Annotated in this window: 19 protein-coding genes; 10 read left to right on the top strand and 9 right to left on the bottom strand. The window is 41.1% G+C overall.

Annotated elements, in window-relative coordinates; genetic code table 11:
* Positions 1-4 precede the first annotated feature (4 nt).
* The 7 genes from H6G79_RS04670 (at position 5) to H6G79_RS04700 (ending at position 9,114) form a co-directional block, all read left to right on the top strand.
* Positions 5-1,015 (top strand): ABC transporter substrate-binding protein, encoded by a 1,011-nt coding sequence (locus tag H6G79_RS04670; protein ID WP_190590023.1) that lies wholly within the window; start codon positions 5-7, stop codon positions 1,013-1,015.
* Between the two features lie 80 nt (positions 1,016-1,095).
* Entirely contained in the window at positions 1,096-2,580 is a 1,485-nt protein-coding gene (locus H6G79_RS04675; protein WP_190590022.1) for an amidohydrolase family protein, read from the top strand.
* 155 nt (positions 2,581-2,735) lie between these two features.
* Positions 2,736-4,220: an amidohydrolase family protein gene (locus H6G79_RS04680; RefSeq protein WP_190590021.1), complete on the top strand. Its 1,485-nt coding sequence runs from the start codon at positions 2,736-2,738 to the stop codon at positions 4,218-4,220.
* Between the two features lie 217 nt (positions 4,221-4,437).
* On the top strand, positions 4,438-5,262 hold the full coding sequence (locus H6G79_RS04685) for a class I SAM-dependent methyltransferase (RefSeq protein WP_190590020.1): 825 nt from the start codon (positions 4,438-4,440) through the stop codon (positions 5,260-5,262).
* 196 nt (positions 5,263-5,458) lie between these two features.
* Positions 5,459-6,556 carry an aliphatic sulfonate ABC transporter substrate-binding protein gene (locus tag H6G79_RS04690; protein WP_190590019.1) on the top strand — a complete coding sequence of 366 codons (1,098 nt, stop codon included), beginning with the start codon at positions 5,459-5,461 and terminating at the stop codon, positions 6,554-6,556.
* 70 nt (positions 6,557-6,626) lie between these two features.
* Positions 6,627-7,490 (top strand): TauD/TfdA family dioxygenase, encoded by an 864-nt coding sequence (locus tag H6G79_RS04695; RefSeq protein WP_190590018.1) that lies wholly within the window; start codon positions 6,627-6,629, stop codon positions 7,488-7,490.
* Positions 7,491-7,662: 172 nt separating this feature from the next.
* Positions 7,663-9,114: an energy transducer TonB gene (locus H6G79_RS04700; protein WP_190590017.1), complete on the top strand. Its 1,452-nt coding sequence runs from the start codon at positions 7,663-7,665 to the stop codon at positions 9,112-9,114.
* 86 nt (positions 9,115-9,200) lie between these two features.
* Here H6G79_RS04700 and H6G79_RS04705 read toward each other — a convergent pair whose 3' ends face one another.
* The 9 genes from H6G79_RS04705 to H6G79_RS04745 form a co-directional block, all read right to left on the bottom strand.
* Positions 9,201-9,755 (bottom strand): hypothetical protein, encoded by a 555-nt coding sequence (locus H6G79_RS04705; RefSeq protein ID WP_190590016.1) that lies wholly within the window; start codon positions 9,753-9,755, stop codon positions 9,201-9,203.
* A 27-nt stretch (positions 9,756-9,782) separates the two neighbouring features.
* On the bottom strand, positions 9,783-11,360 hold the full coding sequence (locus H6G79_RS04710; protein WP_190590015.1) for a TrbI/VirB10 family protein: 1,578 nt from the start codon (positions 11,358-11,360) through the stop codon (positions 9,783-9,785).
* A gap of 24 nt (positions 11,361-11,384) precedes the next feature.
* A complete protein-coding gene (locus H6G79_RS04715) occupies positions 11,385-12,065 on the bottom strand; it encodes a hypothetical protein (RefSeq protein ID WP_190590014.1) in 681 nt (226 codons plus the stop codon).
* Between the two features lie 64 nt (positions 12,066-12,129).
* Positions 12,130-12,954: a hypothetical protein gene (locus tag H6G79_RS04720; RefSeq protein WP_190590013.1), complete on the bottom strand. Its 825-nt coding sequence runs from the start codon at positions 12,952-12,954 to the stop codon at positions 12,130-12,132.
* Positions 12,955-13,082: 128 nt separating this feature from the next.
* Positions 13,083-14,126, bottom strand: a complete 1,044-nt coding sequence (locus H6G79_RS04725; RefSeq protein WP_190590012.1) for a hypothetical protein — start codon at positions 14,124-14,126, stop codon at positions 13,083-13,085.
* A 29-nt stretch (positions 14,127-14,155) separates the two neighbouring features.
* A complete protein-coding gene (locus tag H6G79_RS04730) occupies positions 14,156-14,932 on the bottom strand; it encodes a hypothetical protein (RefSeq protein ID WP_190590011.1) in 777 nt (258 codons plus the stop codon).
* A gap of 80 nt (positions 14,933-15,012) precedes the next feature.
* Positions 15,013-17,760 carry a hypothetical protein gene (locus H6G79_RS04735; protein ID WP_190590010.1) on the bottom strand — a complete coding sequence of 916 codons (2,748 nt, stop codon included), beginning with the start codon at positions 17,758-17,760 and terminating at the stop codon, positions 15,013-15,015.
* Positions 17,708-18,085: a hypothetical protein gene (locus H6G79_RS04740; protein WP_190590009.1), complete on the bottom strand. Its 378-nt coding sequence runs from the start codon at positions 18,083-18,085 to the stop codon at positions 17,708-17,710. Before H6G79_RS04740 ends, H6G79_RS04735 begins: the two co-directional genes overlap by 53 nt.
* Before the next feature lie 4 nt (positions 18,086-18,089).
* Complete coding sequence (locus tag H6G79_RS04745) at positions 18,090-18,701, bottom strand: hypothetical protein (protein ID WP_190590008.1); 612 nt, start codon at positions 18,699-18,701, stop codon at positions 18,090-18,092.
* A 1,045-nt stretch (positions 18,702-19,746) separates the two neighbouring features.
* Here H6G79_RS04745 and H6G79_RS04750 point away from each other — a divergent pair.
* From H6G79_RS04750 to H6G79_RS04765, 3 genes are all read left to right on the top strand, one after another.
* Complete coding sequence (locus H6G79_RS04750) at positions 19,747-20,283, top strand: nucleotidyltransferase family protein (RefSeq protein WP_190590007.1); 537 nt, start codon at positions 19,747-19,749, stop codon at positions 20,281-20,283.
* Between the two features lie 216 nt (positions 20,284-20,499).
* A complete protein-coding gene (locus tag H6G79_RS04760; protein WP_190590006.1) occupies positions 20,500-21,036 on the top strand; it encodes a CAP domain-containing protein in 537 nt (178 codons plus the stop codon).
* Positions 21,037-21,111: 75 nt separating this feature from the next.
* Positions 21,112-21,741 carry a ribonuclease H-like domain-containing protein gene (locus H6G79_RS04765; protein ID WP_190590005.1) on the top strand — a complete coding sequence of 210 codons (630 nt, stop codon included), beginning with the start codon at positions 21,112-21,114 and terminating at the stop codon, positions 21,739-21,741.
* Positions 21,742-21,802: the final 61 nt, after the last annotated feature.

Consider the following 21,802-nt stretch of genomic DNA (forward strand, 5'->3'; position numbering starts at 1 on the left):
AGATATGCTGTCGTTCGCAGTAGGAAATAGTTTCTTCAGACCAAAAACAATATCAACTGTAGTTGTTTGCTTCCTGCTGCTACTAACAACAGCTTGTAGCCAAGGCAGTAATAATTCTAAAGTCCAAGCGGAAAATGTTAGTCCGGCTGTAACTACCTTACGTATAGGCTATGTGGGGAGTGCAGAACCTACAGGGCCTTTAGGTTGGGCAAAAAAACAAGGAATATTAGAACGAGAACTGCAAAAATCTGGATTTCAGAATATTACCTTTGCCAGATTTGGTAACGGCCCAGATTTAAATGAGTCTCTGGTTGCAGGACAAATAGATGTTGGTTTTTTGGGGGATACACCAGCCATCGTTCTGAAAGCTAGGGGTATTGATACTAGGTTGCTGCGGATTACTCAATTTAATAACACCGCTTGGCTAGTAGCGAAAAAAAACGGGGCAAATTCTTTGACTGAGCTAAAAGGGCAGAGAATAGCTACCCAAAAAGGCTCATATATGCACCGTTACTTGTTGGGTCTATTAGATCAGACAAAATTGGCTAAAGATGTCAAAGTTGTTCACTTAATGAGTACTGAAGCTAAATCTGCTTTAGAACGTGGTGATATTGCGGCTTATGCAACTTCTAGCGATATGGGGCCTTTTCTCAAATCCCAAGGGTTTCCGATAATTGATTCATCGGCAGATCATCAAGGTTTGTCGGGGACATCATTAGTAGTTGCAACAGAAAAGTTTCTCGCCCAAAAGCCAGATTTTCCCCAGAAGTTCAATACAATCCTGACAACATCTGTCAAAGATTTAAAAGCTAACTCCGAAGAATATTACAAATATCACGCTCAGACTAGTAAATATCCAGTCAACATTATCAAGACATCGTACCCACTCAATCAAGTTCCTGAAGAACCATTTCCATCTGAAGGAGTGAAACTTTTAGAAGGTACGAAAAATTTTCTGGTAGCGCAAAAGTTAGCGAAGTCAGACTTTGCTTTATCAGATTGGATGGTGAAATAATCTTGCATCATCTCTAGTCTGAGTTAAAAAAGATTGCCATCCCCGCCATGTACTGAAAACATATCACCGGGATTATTCCTATGACTATTGCATTAGAGCGTCCGAAAAAAACTAAATCGGCGCAGATTCGGGAGAAATTGGGTTATCCCATCATTGATACAGATGTTCATACCCAAGAATTTCCCCCTGCTTTTTTAGATTATTTAGAGCAAGTTGCTGGAAGCAAAATTGTTGAACGTTTCCAAGATCATTTACCAGGTTCATCTCGTTCTAAATGGTTTAAACAATCTTGGGAAGAACGTCGCGCTTATCGGACTGCACGTCCACCATTTTGGACTCGTCCAACCAATGATGCGCTGAATTTAGCCACTATTAGTTTGCCAAAGTTACTACACGAAAGATTGCAAGAAGCTGGTACAGACTTCGCTGTTGTGTATCCTAACTTGGCAACAATGGCTCCCCACATTGGTAACGAGGAAATGCGGTTGGCTGTTTGTCGGGCGGTGAATACTTACCACGCCGACATTTTCCGCCAATATGCCGATCGCCTGACACCGATCGCAGCAATCCCGATGAACACTCCCGAAGAAGCGATCGCTGAATTAGAATATGCAGTCAAAGTCTTAGGGTTAAAAGCTATTCAAATCCCTGGACACGTCCGCCGTCCGATTCCCGCCTTTGAGAAGTATGGCCAAGAAGTTGCCAATGAAGCTATTTGGATTGATACCTATGGCTTAGATAGTAAATATGATTACGACCCCTTCTGGGCGAAGTGCGTCGAATTAAAAGTTGTTCCTACCACCCATTCTAGTGGTATGGGCTGGATACAACGTCGCTCCATATCCAACTATCAATACAACCACATTGGACATTTTGCTTCTGCTGGGGAAGCACTCTGTAAAGCTTTGTTCTTCGGTGGTGTGACTCATCGCTTCCCGACCTTGAAATTTGCCTTTTTAGAAGGCGGTTCGGCTTGGGGTGCGAGTCTCTACACTGATTTGATTTGGCACTGGGATACGCGCAATAAAGACCACATGCTGGAATTTAACAACCCAGCCAATGTCAACCGCGAAGAACTCTTAGAGTATTACCTCCGCTATGGTGGCGAACTTGTACATGGCCGTTTGGATGGCTTGGGGAGTGGTTTAGGCTTCCACGCCGATTTGGTAGCACCCCATGATCCTGGTGAACTGGATGAGTTTGCTTTAGCAGGAGTGAAGCAGCCAGAAGATATCCGCGATCGCTTCTTAAATAGCTTCTACTTCGGCACAGAATCAGATGATACCCGTGTTGCCCATGCCTTTAACCGGAAGGCGAATCCTTATGGCGATCGCATCAAAGCTTTCTTAGGTTCTGACTCTGGTCACTGGGATGTGCCTGATATTACTGCGGTTGCGGCTAATGCCTATTCTTTTGTCGAACGCGGGATTTTGAACGAAGAAGATTTGCGTTATTTCTTGTCGATTCATCCGTTGGAATTGTACACCAGCCTCAACCGCGATTTCTTCAAGGGAACGGCGGTGGAAACAGCAGCAGAAGAGTATTTGGCAAGTCAATCAGTTTGAGGAAGTAAAGAAACGAACCGCAAAGGGCGCTAAGGGCGCGAAGAAGAGTTTGAGAGAGTTCTTGCATAAATCCCATAACTCTTTGCGCCTCTGCGTGAGACAAAAAAATTCTTCTTCTCCAACATCAGTACCAGAAGTCTAATAGGTAAACCATCATGACCATTGCCTTAGAACGTCCACAAAAATCTAGGTCAGCGCAGATTCGGGAAAAGCTGGGTTATCCGGTCATCGATACCGATGTTCATACCCAGGAATTTGAACCAGCAGTCTTAGATTATTTAGAACAAGTTGGTGGAAGTGCGATCGCCGAACGATTCAAGGAACATTTACCAGGGGCTTCCCGCTTTAAGTGGTACAAGCAAAGCTGGGAAGAGCGTTTTGCATATCGCACCAATCGGCCTAACTGGTGGGGTCGTCCTACCAAAAATACTTTAAATCTAGCTACTATCAGCTTGCCGAAGTTACTCCACGAACGGCTGCAAGAATCGGGTACAGATTTTGCTGTCGTCTATCCTAACTTGGCGACGATGGCTCCCAATATTGGCAATGAAGAAATGCGTCGGGCTGTTTGTCGGGCGATTAACATTTACCACGCTGATATTTTCCGTCCCTATGCTGATAGAATCACCCCAATTGCAGCTATTCCAATGCACACGCCCCAAGAGGCGATTGAAGAATTGGAATATGCAGTGAATGTTTTGGGACTGAAAACAATTCAAATCCCTGGTTACGTGCGTCGTCCGATTCCGGCTTTTGAGAAGTATGGCCCGGAAGTAGCCAATGAGGTGGTTTGGATTGATAACTTTGGCTTGGATAGTGAGTATGATTACGATCCATTTTGGGCGAAGTGCGTTGAATTGAAGGTGATACCAACGACTCACGCTTCTAGCCAAGGTTGGACGACTCAACGCTCCGTTACTAACGCCCAGTATAATCACATCAACCACTTTGCGATCGCTGCCGAAGCACTCTGTAAATCCCTATTCTTTGGTGGTGTCACCCGTCGCTTCCCCTCCTTAAAATTTGCCTTTATGGAAGGCGGTTCAGCTTGGGGTGCTAGTTTATACGCCGATATTATCTGGCATTGGGAAACCCGCAACAAACAGCATTTGTTAAGTGGGAATGACCCCAGATTGGTAGATAAAGAAGCCCTCACCGAATACTATGCGCGTTATGGTGGCGAATTAGTGCATGGTCGGTTGGATCAAATTGGCGATGGTTTGGGATTCCACCATCACTTATTGGCTCCTGAAGACCCAGGTGAACTAGATGAATTTGCCCTAGCTGGAATTGAGAAACCAGAAGACGTACGTGATCGCTTCTTGAATCACTTCTACTTCGGCACAGAATCCGATGATACACGGGTATCACAGGCATTTAACCGAGCAGCCTTACCTTTTGGCAATCGAGTCAAAGCTTTCTTAGGTTCCGATGCTGGTCACTGGGATGTGCCGGATATTACTGCTGTTGTTGCCAATGCTTACGCAATGGTAGAACAAGAAATCATCACAGCAGAAGATTTACGTTATTTCCTCTCCATCCATCCTTTAGAGTTGTACACCAGCCTCAACCGCGACTTTTTCAAAGGTACAGCAGTTGAAAAAGATGCAGAAAAATATTTGCAAAAGTCTGAAGTATGAAGTATGAATTCTGAAATCAATACAACTTCATAAATCAGGTTTTCTGCAATTGATCATGTCAAAAAAATCATGATTAAGAAGTAAAAGTCTGAAGGATAAAAATTTTCCACTTCATACTTCAGACTTCACACTTCAATACAGTTGTCTACTCGTTAACTCTAGGGTGGGCATAATTAAATGTCCATCCTATTTTCCTAACTTGAAAGGAAATTTTATAATGGTACAAGCATTAAAAACCCTTCCTAATTATGACCCAACCTTATTTGAAGGTGCTGCGGAAGGTTACGCTCAGTACAGAACTAAATATCCACCTGAGTTATTTGCTAAATTAACAGAAATATTTAAGCTTAACGGTCAAGGCAGACTTTTAGATTTAGGCTGTGGCCCAGGATTAATTTCTATTCCTTTGCGGACTCAATTTGCCGAAGTAATTGCGATAGATCCTTCTTCAGAAATGTTGCAAGAAGCGCAACGTCAAGCAGCAGCAGAGGGAGCTAATAATATTACTTGGATAGAAAAAGGTGCAGAACTTATTGACTCTAGTTTAGGAATATTTAATTTAGTTACCATCGGTAGAGCTTTTCATTGGATGGAGCGAGAATTAGTATTAGAGAAACTTTATGAGCTACTTGCTGATGATGGTGGCATAGCTCTAATTAATACTAACGAAAACCCTTGGTCAAGTTCTCTTCCTTGGAAACAAGCTGCTATTAGTGTTGTCAAAAAATGGTTAGGTGAAGAACGTCGGACTGGACAAAGGGGACAAGGTGTTCGTAAACCAGTAGATCCACCTCATGAAGTGGTAATTGCTAATTCTGCTTTTGCTCGTCAAGAAGTGTTTGAAGTTCCATTTCAAAAAACTTGGACAGTCTCTAGTTACCTTGGCTATTTATACACTACAGCTTTTGCCTTAAAAATTTTCTTTGGTGATAATGCTCCAGCATTTGAAGCTGATTTACAAGAGACATTATTAGCAGTTGAACCTTCTGGAGAATTTACAGAAGAAATTACAGCTAATATTCATGTGGTTTGGAAGCATTAACCAAGCAAAATTTAAAAGTTAAGAGAAGGTTGATGTCAGAGATTTTGACTAATCTGTAACCTTCCAGAATATAAGTTTTTAAAAGTTGCCTCCTAACAGTTGATTGAGTTTTCAGTCCCTCATCGAGTCAATACAGGGTGGGTAAGTAATATCCACCCTATTTCTTAATTTTTATCCAAGCATTACTCAGCGAACTATGTCAGTCTCACCCGAAAAATTTAATTTTCTGAAACATCTCAAAATTAACCGTCGTTCTCTACTATTTGTAGCTGGTTATTCTTTGGCATTATCAACGACTCTGTTTAGTTGTAATGCACCATCTAATAATAATCAACCGCAAGCATCTGCACCCAATAATGCCGCACCAACTAACACTAATACTGAAAAAAAAGTGGTGCGAATTGTGCGGTCAAAACAACTTTCAGCACTAGCTGTTTTAGAAAAACAAGGTAATTTAGAAAAACGATTAGAACCACTAGGTTATAAAGTAGAATGGCCAGAATTTGCTGCGGGGCCACAACAGTTAGAAGCTTTAAATGCGGGTGGACTTGATATTGCATCAACCGCAGAATCACCACCAGTATTTTCCCAAGCCGCAGGCACACCTCTGGTCTATCTAGGTACTACGCAACCTAGTGGTAAAGCTGTCTCACTGTTGGTTCCAAGTAACTCTCCTGTGAAATCTATTGCTGACTTGAAAGGTAAAAAAGTTGCTTTTCAAAAAGCCTCAATTGGTCACTATCTTTTAGTTAAAGCTTTAGAATCAAATGGATTAAAATTAAGTGATGTACAGTCTGTTTTCTTACCTCCACCTGATGCTAACGTAGCATTTAGCCAAGGCAAAGTAGATGGGTGGTTTATCTGGGAACCATTTGTAACTAGAGCCGTACAAAAGAAAGTTGGTCGCGTACTTTTAGATGGGGGAAGTTTACGCGATACAGGTAATTTTTACTCAACTACAAGAGAGTTTTATCAAAAACATCCTGATGTCATTAAAGTGTTTTTTGAGGAGCTAGAAAAAGCAGAACTCTGGACTAAGGAGAATCGTGCAGAAGTCGCAAAATTACTAGCTCCAGTGACTCAGCTTGATGCGCCTACCCTAGAAATTATGCACGAAAAGTATGACTATGGCTTGAAACCAATTACCGAACAAGTGATTGCTAAACAGCAAGAAGTTGCAGATAAATGGTTTGCATTAGGTCAAATACCGAAAAAAGTAAATGTGAGAGACGGATTTTTAACTCCTGAAGAATATGCCAAAATCACTCCGGCGGATGTGTTGGCGAAAAAGTGAGAAATAGGGAGTAGGGAGTGGGGAATAGGGGATTTTGTAGAAATTTTTCGTGCAACCGTGAGGAGAGATTATGCCAACATTGACGTTAACAGAAGTAAAAATTACACCAATTGATGCACCTTTGGGTGCGGTAGTTACTGGGTTGGATGCGAGTCAACCTGTTGCACCGGAAGTAATTTTACAACTGAAACAAACTTTGCGCGATCGCCACATTTTAATCTTCAAAAATCAAAAGTTGACTGATGACCAACTGGTGAATTTTGCCTATTATTTTGGCGATTTATATGTTCCGCCAGATGATGTTCCTGTGTTGGCTTCTCAACCAGGTGTCACACCAGTAGTCATTAACGTTTCTAATGTCGATGGTGGTTATACAGGTACGGGAGAATTAGCCTTCCATTCTGACCACCATTGGACTCCGCGTCCTTCTGCTGGTTCGTTGCTTTATGCTTTGGAAGTGCCAAGCCAAGGTGGTGATACTTATTGGTTGAACCTGAATTTGGCTTATGAAACTTTGGATGAAGCAACTAAACGCCGAATTGCAGATTTACAGTTAATTACCTACAATCCATTTTTACGGGAACGTAACGCACCCAAAACCAAATATCGTCTTGACCGCAATATTCCGTTAATTAGTCCTGTTTTCCCCCATCCTTTGGTCAGAACACACCCTGAAAGCGGGAAGAAAATTCTTTATTTGGACTACGCCACAGAAGTTGAAATTGTTGGTTTAGAACCAGAAGAGGGTGCAGAACTCATCGAACAGTTGCGAGATCATTTAAATCAACCGCAGTTTTACTACCAACACAAATGGTCTGTCGGCGATATTGTTTATTGGGACAATCAAGCTACCTTACACTACCGTCAAGCTTTTGATGCAAATGAACGCCGCGTGATGAAGCGAGTTAGCCTTGCAGGTAGCAGTCCTTTCTAAATTTAAATTTCCCAGGTACCGTACCGCGTGATTTTTTTGGAGTAGCACTACCTACTCCAATTTTTTATTTTTCTCTCTCAAATGACATTATTTCTCAAAAATCTTTTAGCTTGATATTTGTCAGAGGTCGTTATAAGATGACATAGTTTAGTGATAATAGGTGGCAATAACTATGAGCTTTTCCAGCATTGCTATTGAGCAACGTTCTAAAGAAGCTCAGGCTCTGAAGTTTGTTCTGGGTTACAGTTTGGTGGGTTCTCTGGCGTTGCATATTGCATTGCTGGGTTCTGGGATAGGTAACTTTTTGGCAAGATTACCTGCTAATGATAGTGAACCAGTAGAATTAGCGATCGTAGAAGCTCCAGCTACTCCAGAATCAGAAATAGAAAAAGCTCCGATAGAAGAAAAAAAGGAGCCGCCTGATCAAGTTGTATCTCAGTCTGAAACTCAGATTCCTGAAAGGTCGCCTGTTATTCCTCAACAACAGTCAGTAGCAATTGCTCCAGTCCAAAAATTTGTTGAAAAGCCTCAAGTTCAGCCTGTTCAACAACCAAAACAGCCTGTTTCATCAGATAAGCCTTCCACTACTACGGCTAGAACTACCCAGACATCGACCAGCACTAGTACTACATCTGAATCAACCAGTACTAATAACGGTGGCGGTTCAGGATCAAGTGGTAGTACGGGAATTTTAACTGGGAGTGGTAGTGGTGTTGGTGTTGCTAGTGGCAGTGGTACAGGCACTGGCATTGGTAACGGTAACGGTACAGGCACTGGCACTGGCACCGGGACTGGGAGTGGCAGTGGTACAGGCACTGGAACTGGTAACGGTAACGGTACTGGTACAAGCAATCCTAATCCAGTAGCTGTTGCTCCCAGTCAGCCAAAAATTGAAGCACCAGCGCCACCATCGACCAATCGTAGTAGCGGTAATGGCCGTGCCGCCTGCCGTCAGTGCGATAACAAGTATCCCGAACAAGCCAGACGCAGAGGTATTGAAGGCAAGGTAGAGGTTGCAGTTGATACTGATGCTAAAGGTAATGTTACTAATGTGAGATTAACTCGTTCGAGTGGTAATCGAGAGTTAGATGAAGCCCACCTGAGACAAGCTCGTGATTGGAAGTTAAAGCCAAGTGAAAGTGGTAGACAAGGCGTATCAATTGCTACAGATTATGCAATTCGTGGCTCCCGGAGATATCGAGAAGCCCAAGAACGTAAGCGACAAAGACAAGCAAGAGAAACCGAACAAAGAAATCAAGCGACAGCTACTGCTAATCAAAGTACAACCAGCGAAACTACTAGACGTAGGCGGCGTTTAACTTCTGGAACTATTGTTGATGTTCCCCCAGAAAGAAGAACAATCAGAGAAGCAGCCGCTACATCCGAAAGTACTCCGTTGCGTCGTCGGTTGCGCCCACGTACTGAAACTCCTGCGCCAGCATCACGTCCGAGTCAAGCAACAACATCTAGTGGTGAAAATAACGCGCCAAGGGTGCGCCGCCGTCGTCGTCCAGATTCTGCTACCACATCTGATAGTGCTAGTAAGTTGCGGAATGCACTGCGTCGTTCTCGACCATCATCAGAGTCTGCGCCTGCTGCTGCGCCTGGGGAGTCTAAACAATAGTAGGACGGAAGAAAGAGGTTAGGGGTTAGGGGCTAGAGGCTAGATTTTGATAAGTGTCTGGCCTCTACATCATTAACTTGCGGTTTTTAGCGTGGATATCTGAGACAAGGCGATTTGTTATCGGTGGTGGCTTCATCACCATAAATTGCCAAGGTATGATAGCCAGGGTCAGAATCTGTATACAGCACGCGAAATGTGTACAGCTTACTTTTGCCTTGAGCTTCAGTAATGACGGTTAACAGTGTTTTATCTGTGTTGGGAAGTCCGGGAATTTTTAATTTGGGAATGCGTCGCATTTGGATGACATTGGCGGCAGAGTTTTTACAATCTCCAGAATTAAAATTTTGGTTTTGTCCGAATTGGGTACAAACTGGCCCATCAAAGTCTATGGTTACTTGTGATGGGTCATTTAACCAGACTTTTTTAATTGTTTCACCAGCAGGTAAAAAGCTTAAATTTGTACCTTGGACATAAGATACGGTAATAGTTGGTTCTATACCACTTAAGCCTTGTGCTTGACAAGAAAGCATAGAACGCAAAACGGTATTTTGAGCAATAGCACGGCCAGCTAATAATATCACTCCAGTGGAAACAATTAAGGAGGCCAGAGACAGGAAAGGAGGAAATTTGGCATTTTTCATGACTGCGATCGCTAAACTAAGTCAAAATTAAAACTGTAACTGTTGATTGACGTAGACTTCCACTTCTTTACCCGCAGAGATAAACCACACATTGGTTTGTTGAGTTAATTGGGCAATTGCTTGCTGGTTTCGTTGGGAAATTTGGGGAATTACAGAGTTAAAACCACCTTCTAATACCCCAGCTGCAATGTTACGTCTGGGATTAGTGTTACTTACAATCGTACCTGTAGCAGTTGTTGTGACTACTTGAGCCTCTGTACGGTTAAATAACTCTGCGGCTTTACCAATACCGCCCAAGACAAATAACCCTAAATCCATACTTGCGATCGCACCACTGGCATTAGGAAATTTATTTGCGATTAACGGTCTACCTTTCACACCACGAATAATAAGCGCATTTTTGGGCAAGGTTGTTTCTGTCAAAACACCGTCTTTTTGGGAGACAATTTTGGTCACATTCAACTGCAACAAACCTTGATCAGACAGAGATTTAATTTCAGCTAACAACTCAGTTTTTGCGGGAATCGCAACTTGACCGTCGATAGATTTTAAAGGTTGTTTTAATTGAATGACAAAGACATTTTTATCATCATCATCATCATCTCTGGCGTTACCTCTGGTTCTGGTAGTTTCACCAAAAATCGCTGTCGCAACTACGGCTTTAGTACTAGTACCAACTGCTACTGTCTTCGGCCCTTGAGTTTGGGTTGTACCAATTCCAGGACTTGTTTGAGGTTGTGGTTGGGTTGGAGATGGTGTGACTTCTGGTGACGTAACTCTATCGTTATTGTCAACTGGGGGAACTTGACTGATATTTACTCCCGATGTTCCAGTGGTGGAAACTTGACCGTAACTGCCTAATTTAGCTAACTTTGCCCATTCTTGTAGCGGATCTGGTGGCGCAGGTGGAGTTGTCACAACTGCTTGTGGTGGTGGTGGAATGTCTGGAACTGAGCGAGTTTCGGGGATAAAAGGTGGAACAACAGCAGGTCTGGCTAGAGGTGGATTAACTTGACGTGGAACATACACTACCTGAGATGGCCCTTGGACTGCTGGGCGGACATTTCTGGCTGTACGGCTCGGTCTACTATCTACTGATGCAACCAATCTAACTGGATTTCGCAAGCTTTGTTGGGATGCAGCGACTTCATCAGCTTGTTCGGATAGGGCTAATTTGGTTTTTAAATCTTCGATTTGTTGTTGTAAGTCTTGCTGGCGGGGTGCTGTATTGGCTGCGGCTGGAGTGGGAACGGAAACAGGACGAGTTGCCGATTTTTGACCACCGCTCATAATTTGCGATAAAAAGCCACCAGCTAACAAAACTACTACTAAGGTGGCAGAGCCGACTAAAGTTAATTTAGCAAAAGGATTTGATGATAGGGGTTGGGTGGTTTTAACTTCTTGTGGTTCTTCGATTAAAGCTTCGGGAATGTCTGGTTCTTCGGTGGCTTCGACATTCACCGTTTTTGATTCATCTTCAAAACCTACCAATCTGGCGATTTTTGATTCCCAATCGGAAGATTCTGCATGTTTTTGCGAATCGGAATGAGAGCGATTTGTTAGCCCTTGGGGGTTAAGTTCTGAAGAAATGGAATATGAAGTCATGGTATATGGCTTTGGTAATAATGTTTAAGAACAATTTTTGTCTTTTATGTCACATATATTGTAAATTTGTAGCCTTGCTTCGCCAAGACGGTAAGCAGCAAAATCCCAGGATAAGGGTTTGTCTGGTAATGATGCTAAGGGTTCATCAACAACTTGGACAAGAATTTGTTTATTAAAAGGACTGGACACTCCTAGTTTGTCATAATTTGTAAAACTTAATTGGTGAGCATACATTTCTACTTTCCAGGTTCCTTCTGTGATTTTGGTAGGTTGGGAAATACTATCAATCACTAATACATATTCACTACCTTTATTAATAGTTTGAAATTGTGAACCTGATTTTAAACTGGTGATTTCTAAGAGTAATTTTTGTTTAATGTTATTGGATACCATCTGAGAACTAATATCCCAGGCTGTTTGCGGTGGTTGTTGTTCCGACCAAGTGAGCATCAGGCTTATGGTTTCGCCAACAAACCGCCGAATGGTTTCGGGATATCTTTCAACGCTGGGTTTAGGATCTACTGTTACAGCTTGACCATCTATTAGTTGTACCAAACTTTGGGGCGTTAGTTGTTGTTTCAGAGCTTGTAACATTGACCCATGAAACATTAATAGCAGTAAGGCAAATATATTTAACCCAAAGGTAGCGACGGCAAATAAGGGAAGAATATTGCTTTTTTTATTTTCGGTTTTGAGGATTTGCATGAATAATATTTTTGTGGGAGTGGGGAGTAGGGAGTGGAGAATGGGGTTTAATTATTGCTAAAATTTATCTGAGAAAATTACTGTTTGATTTATTATTGAGACATTGCTTGGTTTGGTCGTCTGGGGAATTATATTCGTCTATTAAACATAAGTTCCGAATTTCATAAATTTCTAATTTATCTGTGCGGGTGCTGTATATGGCTTTTTGTAAGTCTGTGCTGTTTTCACTCAAGGGATAGGGAAAATAATCAACTGCACGGACTAATAAATCTTTATTAAATGCTGTAACTTTGCGGCGATTATCGGAACGTTTGGTTTGTACTAAGTCTGCTACCATGCTGACACGCCATTTACCAGGGGAAATTTTTTGGGGTGGATAAAGGCGCTTAATGACTAATTGAGCAGTAATGCTTTGGGAGTTGTTAGCAAAAACTTCTGGGGGTGTAAGTTCCGCGATCGCACTTAACAAACCTTTACGAAAGTCTTCGGAAATCGCAAAACTCGCTATCCAAGTGCTAGTGGTGACGTTTCTGTTACCACCTTTGAGAGTTCGCACTTGAATTCCTGGGTCTGGTTTAGGTTTGGCGACTTCTTCAATATTTTGGGGTGGTAAGTTTCCCGACCAATTAAACATAGCGGTCATGGTTTTACTGACAAATTGGCTGATGCTTTCCGTGTCTCGTTCTAACTCATCAGTGGCGGTGGGTGTCTTACCATCAATCATCTGCACAAAGTTAGGTGGTTTTCTCAGACTCAGTTGCCGGATATTTAAACCTTGAATAATAAATAAAATTAGCACTAAGATTTGCAAACTGAAAGTGGCGATCGCAAAAGTTGTCAATACACTTCCTGTTTGTTTGGCTTGTCTTTTTTTAAGTAAATTGACCATACGATCTAGGGAGTAGGGAGTAGGGAATGGTGAGTAGGGGAAGAAAGTCTGTCTTTAAATTTCTGAAAACCTTACTATAAGAGTTTCTCCATTTCATACTTCAGACTTCACACTTCAGACTTTTTTTGCTATATTCTATTCCTCACTAAACTTTCAGTATTATTGATCGCGCTGAAAACTGCGAACCCTCCAGCCGCAGCTAAAAACAACGATAATAACGGCGCTAAAATTCCCAAAAAGATAATAAACCACATTAAATCAGGACTAGCGTTAATATCTTGTCCTGGGCCATTGATAATCACTGCGGATGTTAATGCAGCCACAATATTAAAAGAAATTTTGGCAATTCCCGCCGCTAAAAATCCGGTAATCCAAGCGAAAACAGGTTTACCAGCTACAGGTAATAATGAAGCCCCGACTGCTATGGGGCCTAAAGCTGCTATCAGCAACATCGTAGCTTCTAGCAAATTTTGAAAAGCATATTGTAATGAAATTAAAAAGTTTTTAATAGTTGTTTGTCCTGTATTGCCTAACAGCGCGTTAAATGCTGCGTCGGTGATAATTCCTGTACCGAATTTAATTTGATTAACTTGATTTTCTAATCTATCTATCCAAGTTCGATTACCGTATCTATTTCTATATTCTTGCCAGAGGTCATCAATTTGTTCAGTGGCTTTATTTAAACATTGAGTTTGTTGTTCACCAGTCAGTGCTTGACAAGGACGCAGTAGGGAACCTGCAACTTCTTCCGCCACACTCATACTAATGGCTTGCTGATAAGTTTGTTCAGCATCGGCGGTGGTGACTACTTGTTGATTTACCGTATTAATAAAATTCCGCACACCCAAAGTCAAATTAGAAAGTGCGCTACCATTGCCAGGATTACTTAATAAAACTACCACTACAAATGGCCAAATTAACCCAGATATTGGGCGAGAATATTCACTGTAAATGACATCTTTTAGCCACTGCACCATAAAAAATAACAGTGTCCCAACAGCAAAAAATACACCTAAATTGGTGATGGCTCCATATAAGTTATTACTAGTGTCATTTTGTAATAAATTCACCCATTGATTATCCCAGCTTTCAGCGATACTTTTAGCTGTTGTTGCTCCATTTTCTAGAGTATCTGTAATACCGGGAAAAACCTGTGCAAGATAAAGCTGCATTTTAAATCACATTGTTTGATGATGAATGATTATGGTTCGCGTCCAAATAAATCTGTTTGTGAAGCAGTTCTTAAAAGTCTGGCTGCTTCTGTAGCAGAATCAACTCGCCGAGCGCGGTTGGCTTCTTCAACTTGCTGAGAAATATTCGCTAAATTTAAATTAGTGTATTGTATTGACTGATTTGTTTGGATGGTTTGAGCAAGATTTTCCGCGTTAATTTTTGCTTGTTCTTGGAGAATTTTAACAGTTGTATCTTGTTGGATACTCGATTGACACAAGCTTTGATTGGCAACATTTACAGCGCCGGCTGAACCTGTTATCTTACATACCTGGTCTTTCAAATCATCCAGAAAATTATCAGCATCTTCAATAGTCTGGGCAATAGTTTCAATACTTCTTTCTGTATCTTCTAATTTGGTTTTTAAGCGTACTTGTCCTTCTCTACCCAGCACCCCAACTACAGCACCGCGAGTAACTACGCGATTAACTTCATTACTCACGCCTGCGCCATTGACTGCGGAATTATTTTCATATCTTCCTGAGATGGAGTTGATAATAATATCGCTGCGTACTTGTTTACCTGCTGAAACTGGATCAGGTAAATTCAATTCACCACTATAATTACTCAGCGCCCCTTGAGTTCTAATATCTAGTGGTCTAAAAGTTTCATTGACATTACTTCTGAGATAGTTTTGTAAATCTACCGAATAATATTGAAAATCAGTCCAAACTTTGCCGAGTTGTGCCATTGCTGGCAAAATTAATAAGCTAGAAAATAATAATGTGAATAAAGTTGTTTTCCGCATAAGTTTCAATTGTCATTTGTTAATTGTCATTTGTCATTTGTAGTTTCTTACAAATGATTTTAGATTACGAAACTAGAATGTTATCCTCCGCGCAGAGAGGCTAATAATTGACGGGCAAAAATAGAAACTGCTTCGTATTTATCACTATGTTGTTGCATGGCTTTTTTGCGGGCAGTTTGCTCATTGGGGTTATTGGCAACTACCGCTAATTGTTCGTAACCTGGATAGTAGCGGCAAAATGTATAAATGCCGTTATCATCTAATAACCATTGGCTGTAAACTCCTTCTTTGCGCGGGAAAAAGCTTTCAGAAGCATTACGGGCAATAATATCGCGGGGATATTTCAAAATACTGATGAAACTATCAACGGCGACTGGTTGAATCCGGCCGATGAGTCTGGTGGATAAGTTTTGCAGAATTTTGGATGAGGCTTTCGATTTAGCAATGGTATCAGGGTCTTGGGCTGATAAGATAACGCGAATACCCGCCTTGGCACCGTTGGCACAAATTCTGCCAACTAAGTCGGCAATTTGGTCAAATTCAAACAAAATGGGAGCTTCATCAATAAAGAAGATAGAAGCTGGACTACTTAAGGCGCGGCGCAAGGCGGCGGAATAGGCGCTTAAGGAAAGGACGGCGGCATCTTCGTTGTCAGCGAGGTTTCGCAGTGCAAAAACCAATAATTGAGCATCGGTGGGAAAGCTGGACGGTGAAGAAATCGCTTGTCCTACACGACTGGATAGCCAAAACCGCAAGCGCAGTTGAATTTGACTGAGTGCATCTTCAACTCGACCACTCACAGAATCGAGACGGAGATGTTCTGGTGAACAGAAATAAAGAAAATCTTGTAAAGTTGGGGTTTTTTGCCATTCTGGGCTGCCAAATCCACCGTTAATAGCGAGGCGATATCTTTCTTGAATACCTTCATCAGCAAAAAAGGCTCCCAATGCGAGGTTGAGGAGAGAACGTACAGTTTGGGAGAGGAGTTGATTTTCGGTAGATGAGCCTAAGACCATTGTCATTAAGGCTGATTCGAGAAAGGCGACATAATCCAGGAGGCGATCGCGTTGTTCTTCCGCAGAGAGCGATCGCAAATCTGGTTGTTCAAATAAGTTATTCGATTGTTTGGAAATATCAAAGTACGCCCCATTCCCTTCCATAAACTCGGTATAGTCGGTAAAGGTCGATGAGCCATCTGGTTTGGGGAAATCTAGAGCCACGACGGGAATATTATGAGCTAAAGCCTGAGTTAAAATTCCCGATACCAACACTGATTTTCCGGCGCGGGTAGTAGCAAACAACGCCAAGTTTTTGTGTTGGTGAAACATATCTAAATGTATGGGTGTCCCACCTTCTTCAGCAATCAACTCAAAGCCATATTTATCGCCGGCTTTAGTCATTACTAACGGCATTAATCCAGGCACTTCACTGGTTAAATACAACTGTCGGCGGTTAAAGGGTTTAACTAACAAACCTTCCCAAACAATTGGCAGAGATTGTAACCAAACTTTCCAAGCATATTCGGTTTCTCGAATTACCTGCGCTGGACGTTGAAAACAGTTTTCAATATATCTGATGGCTTCATCTAATTTGACTTGGCTGGGACGATGGACAAAAATGGCAATTCCTGTATGAATCGGTACGGCTCCTTCATACAATTGTTCTTGGGCTGCGACCGATTTTTTTAATTTTAATTGGGCGTTGACATCAATTGTTTTACTTTTTTCCTGTGCCAAAAGTGCTGAGACATTTGATTGTTTCAGCACTCGTTGTAATGTAGTCTTGACTATGGCAGGATTGGCGGCGGTTAATTGGCAAAAGATTTCGGTATCAACGACACTTTCCCTCGCCAATAATTCCCATAAGTACCGCAGTTGCGAAAATTTATTCGGCCAGCCACCTGGTTTTTCTAAAAAGGTCATCGCACCGACGTAGTGATTGTTGATATATACCCAACGGCGATCGGCACGAGGCACACTTGATTCCATCAGTAAAGTTGTACTGTGGACATTCTCGACCAATAATTTACTACTAGATAAATCAGAGTTAACTTGTTCGTGTAATCCTGTTTCATCTAAGGTGAGTAATTGCGGAATTTCTATGGGGGTTGTATCGTTAAATCTCAACCAAACTTCTTCCCAAAGTTCTTCTGCATTTAAAGGTTTAATATCTAAACCCATTTTGTTAGATAACAACTGTTCCCAACGGCAAAAACCTTGTTTATAAGCCTCAGTAATTACAGTTTCAAGGCGTTGATTCTCAATTTCTTCAAGTTCGCCTTTAAATTTCAGCCACCAAGATTCTGCTCTAGCCAAAAGTTTTTCAATCCAATCATCGGCATTAGTAGAATTTTGTTCTACGGTATAAGTAACATAAATCCGTAAAAATTTTGGTTTGCGAATGCCAGCGTTAGTCAGTTCTCTAATTCTGGCTCTTTCTGCCATAATTAAATATTTAATGTCATTCGACGGCGTGCTTTTAATTAAATCTGCTAGTTCTTGTTGACGCTGTTTGTCGGAACTAAAAGACCCTATATGTAAGGTCATTCTTTCACCTTCAGGGATATCTTTCAGCCCAGATTCAATATTATTAAATATAGTATTTATCTGTTCACTTCTTAAAGTGGTATGGATGCCTTTACATTCAAAGCCAAAGACAAAGCAAAATCTATCTCTTTGCGTGCCTTTCGCTAAAATATAAGCGCCAAGATCACGTCCATCCACTGCAATACGGAGCATTGTTGCTAGGTGTAAAGCGTCTTCAAATGGCGTTAATCTACTTTCGTTTCCTGGGGTGCCGATGCTCTTTTTTCCGATTTTTTGCTTCATGATTAATTTCCAGCAAGCTTTGATAACGAGCAAAGCCTCTAGTCCAAGTGGGAACTCCGATAAATTTGCTTAAAAAACGCCAACTCCTACCACCAGATAATATCCACCAAGTAGCGATTCCCCAACCAGCAATTAAAAATGTCCACAACCATTTTTGAAATTCATCGGTGAACAAGCCACCAAAAACGCCATTAATAATAAAGTATGCCGTTAGGGCAATTACTAACCAAGGAAAAATTTGATCGGCAGGAATTGGCCCTAACGATGGTTGTGCGCCTAAAATCTGATTTACTGGTCGAAAATCTTGTTCTCGTTCTTCAGACATACCATTAATTACCAATCACGAAGCCTGTCATGACATCGGCAATTGTGACAGCCAAAACAACTAATAATGGGGTTCTCGCAATACTTTGCCAGTCTTCATCTTTCCGTACGGCATTAATTACCCCAATTAACGAAACTGCAATATAAAGTAGATAAATTCCTCTCAGAACATTGAATATTAAACTAACGGCTGTTTCTGTACCAGCAGTATTGGTATTAGCACCTTGTGTCAGATTAGTTTTGAAAAATCTTTCGGCTTTACCAAAAAATTGGGCCTGGGCTGGGGCAGCCAAGTAATCTAACCAAAATAAGCTTAAAATTACGATTGGTGCCAATATTTGTAAGGCAATCCGCCACCGATTTGGTAAGTTGACTAATTGCCCAATTTGTTGTATCGATATAACAATTAAACTACCAATTAATAAACAAAAAAGCAGTACTGGGCTGTGTAAGCTGATCACACTCAAAAATACAGTGCAAGCCAGCAAAAATGGCACTGACTCTAAAAAAGTCATCCGCCAAAATTCCAAGTTTTCTTTGAAATTAGGCAATTTCTGTCCAGCGTGCTGCTTGTTAATTTTACGGATGTTGTCTGCTCGATAACCCTGTCTAAACATTTGTGAGTTTCCTTAGTTGTTTAAAAAAAGTTAGTTGTTGTTGTGGGAAAACCATGTTAATTTATCACAAATGATGATTCATATAATAAAAATTATGTACCAAAATCATGATATGTATTCAGGCTCTTATTAATTATTAAGAACAAGTTAACCACGTCTTAACATTGAGTAAATGCCTGAACTCTTTACTTTTTTTTAAGTTTTTGTTTTGAGAGAAAATTTTCTTCTTTAAGTTTATTTATTGCCGAATTAATTGATTTCATCAAAACTTTTTACTCCTAAAAAATTTACTTAAACGTGATATTTGTGCCTGGATAAATGCTAGACAGTGAAACAATTTATGATTGATACTCTATTGATTGCACTGTGTAACTCACAATGTGTACTGAAATAGAAAGCTAGTGTAATTGTGCAACAGTTGTCAATCACGATGGTAGATGTTGTTTGCTGAAATCAGGGATATTTTTTACACAGCGATCGCCTCAGCTTGTATTCCTACAGGCAGATAACCACTGTAGCGTTAATCTGTGATTATGCTTAGGACTGAAACGTAATTTTAGAGCTTTTTCATCAACGAGCGATCGCTTACAATACTGGTGATAATTAGCAGTAGATGAGCTTTGCTCTACGTGATTACCCGCAATTTTCTTGAGGTTGATCTGGAGCATTGGCACGTTTTTGTGAAAGAACTGTAATTTATCAGTAATTTTGTCAAGTCTAGCACAATCGGGAATATTTTTTTTACATAAAAAGAATAAACAATAGGCAGAGAATGGAACTAACCAGCCAATTAGCTGGGTTTGGCAACTCAAGCCTACACTGATGCCTAGCACAGTTGTAATCGGGAAATGTACGGTGAATAAGCAATATAGGGTTTTAATTTCACCCAGTAAACTACTGAAGTAAACATTACTTTTCCGCAAATAACAGTAGGTTTAGTTGGGGAATTATGAAAATTCTCAAAAAATCTTGATCAAAGTTTTCTTGGTGTCGAAGATAACTCATAATATCTTCACATTCAAGCGAAGAATTCTTTAAGTTGCCGATGAATACGAATGCTCGTTTACAAGCAATTTTAACTGACACAGCGATCGCAACTGTGTTACCCGCGATCGCCCAAGTCAACTTACCTAACTGGTGGTTAGCTGGAGGTGCAGTCCGTAACAGCGTTTGGCGGTCAATATTTGGCGAAGACTGCGCCTTAGTCATCAATGACTTTGATATTGCCTTTTTTGATGCAGATGGCGATCGCTCTCAGGAATTAGCGGCTAAAACCATTCTCACAGAAAAATTCCCTAACTATAAGTTCGATGTCAAAAATCAGGCTAGTTTTGCCCTGTGGCGGGCTGGTAGGCGGACTTACACTAGTACTGAAGATGGTATACAAGATTGGTTACATACTGCCACTGCTGTTGGTGTCAGGTTAAATAGCCAAGGTGAATGGGAGTTTTTGACACCTTACGGACTAGATGACCTGTTTTCTGGAATTATTCGACCAACACCAGCCCATATTCACAACCCAGATGCTGAAAACAAAGCAGCAACATTTCTCGCTAAGTGTTCTCATTTGAGATTGGCATAATTTATGGTTTATCAAGAACAAATTGCGATCGCCACAAAAGGTCATGGCGAAATGCACGATTTGACCGAGACAGTCCATCAAATAGTTAAAAAATTGTTGTACTAATCCCTAACCCCTCTTTCCCAGATTGAGCAATTTTTAATAATATCCTGTTACAGATTCAAGGAAGTCGAAGGTAGAGTATAGGTCTTAATCATCTATACTTTGTAATTCTCCATGTTACGACAACCTGCTTTTGGCATCGCTTTAAGTACGCTTGTCCTTGCTAGTGGATTTATCACTACTCCGATACCAAGCCACTCATCTACCAACAGCACAACTCATCCCATTGCTTCTAGTCAACTAGCCTCATCCACTACTACCTTTAACACCACTGCATTAGAAAAATCAGTTTTTGAACAAATCAACCGCTATCGAGCTTCTAAAAAACTGCCAAAGTTAACTTTGAATGCCAATATCTCTCGACAAGCCAGGATTCACAGTCAAAATATGGCTAAAGGGAAAGTTCCCTTCAGTCATAACGGATTTGAAAAGCGTGTTATGGCGACTACAATTCGCTTTAATAGTGCAGGCGAAAATGTGGCAGTCAACCAAGGATATAGTAATCCTGCCTCTCAAGCTGTAATTGGGTGGCTAGAAAGTCCGGGACATTTGAAGAATATCAAGGGAAATTACAACTTAACTGGTGTTGGTGTGGCGACTAATCAGCAAGGTGAAGTCTACTTAACGCAAATTTTCTTACTGACTAGATAAATTGACTTGCTGAAATTATGTAGTGTCTAAGGGTATTCTTTTGTGGAAGACACTGCATTTATGGTTTAGTAATTTATGACATTACCAGATTTTCAGGTTTGCGATCGCGACATTAATGACTCTACCCTCAGTGAGTACTTAAAAGCCGAGGTGATCGCAGTTGATACGGAAACTATGGGATTATTACCACAGCGCGATCGCTTGTGTCTTGTGCAGTTGTGCAACCCGGAAGGTAAAGTCACAGCCATCCGCATCGCCAGAGGACAAACAGAATCTCCCAATTTAAAACAGCTTCTCGAAGCCAAAAATATACTAAAGATATTTCACTTTGCGCGGTTTGATGTTGCTACTTTACGCCACAACTTAGGAATTTTCGTCCAGCCTGTTTTTTGTACCAAAATCGCCAGTAAATTAGCCCGTACTTATACCAACCGTCACGGACTTAAAGAGGTAGTACAAGAATTAGAACAAGTAGAACTTGATAAAAGCGCCCAGAGTTCTGACTGGGGTAATGCTGCTAATTTAACAGAAGCGCAATTAAGCTATGCTGCTAATGATGTGCGTTATTTAATTAGTGTCCAACACAAGCTGAGTGAAATGCTCAAACGAGAAGAACGTTGGCAACTCGCACAAGAATGCTTTCAAGTCTTACCAACAATTGTTGCATTAGATTTATTACAGTTCAAAGATTTATTTGAACATTGATTGAAAGTCAATAGCCAAGAGTCAAAGCATTCTCCTATATTCACCTCTTGCACCAAGCGAC

The organism is Anabaena sp. FACHB-83 (genome assembly GCF_014697485.1).
In the GTDB taxonomy this organism is placed as follows: Bacteria; Cyanobacteriota; Cyanobacteriia; order Cyanobacteriales; family Nostocaceae; genus Nostoc_B.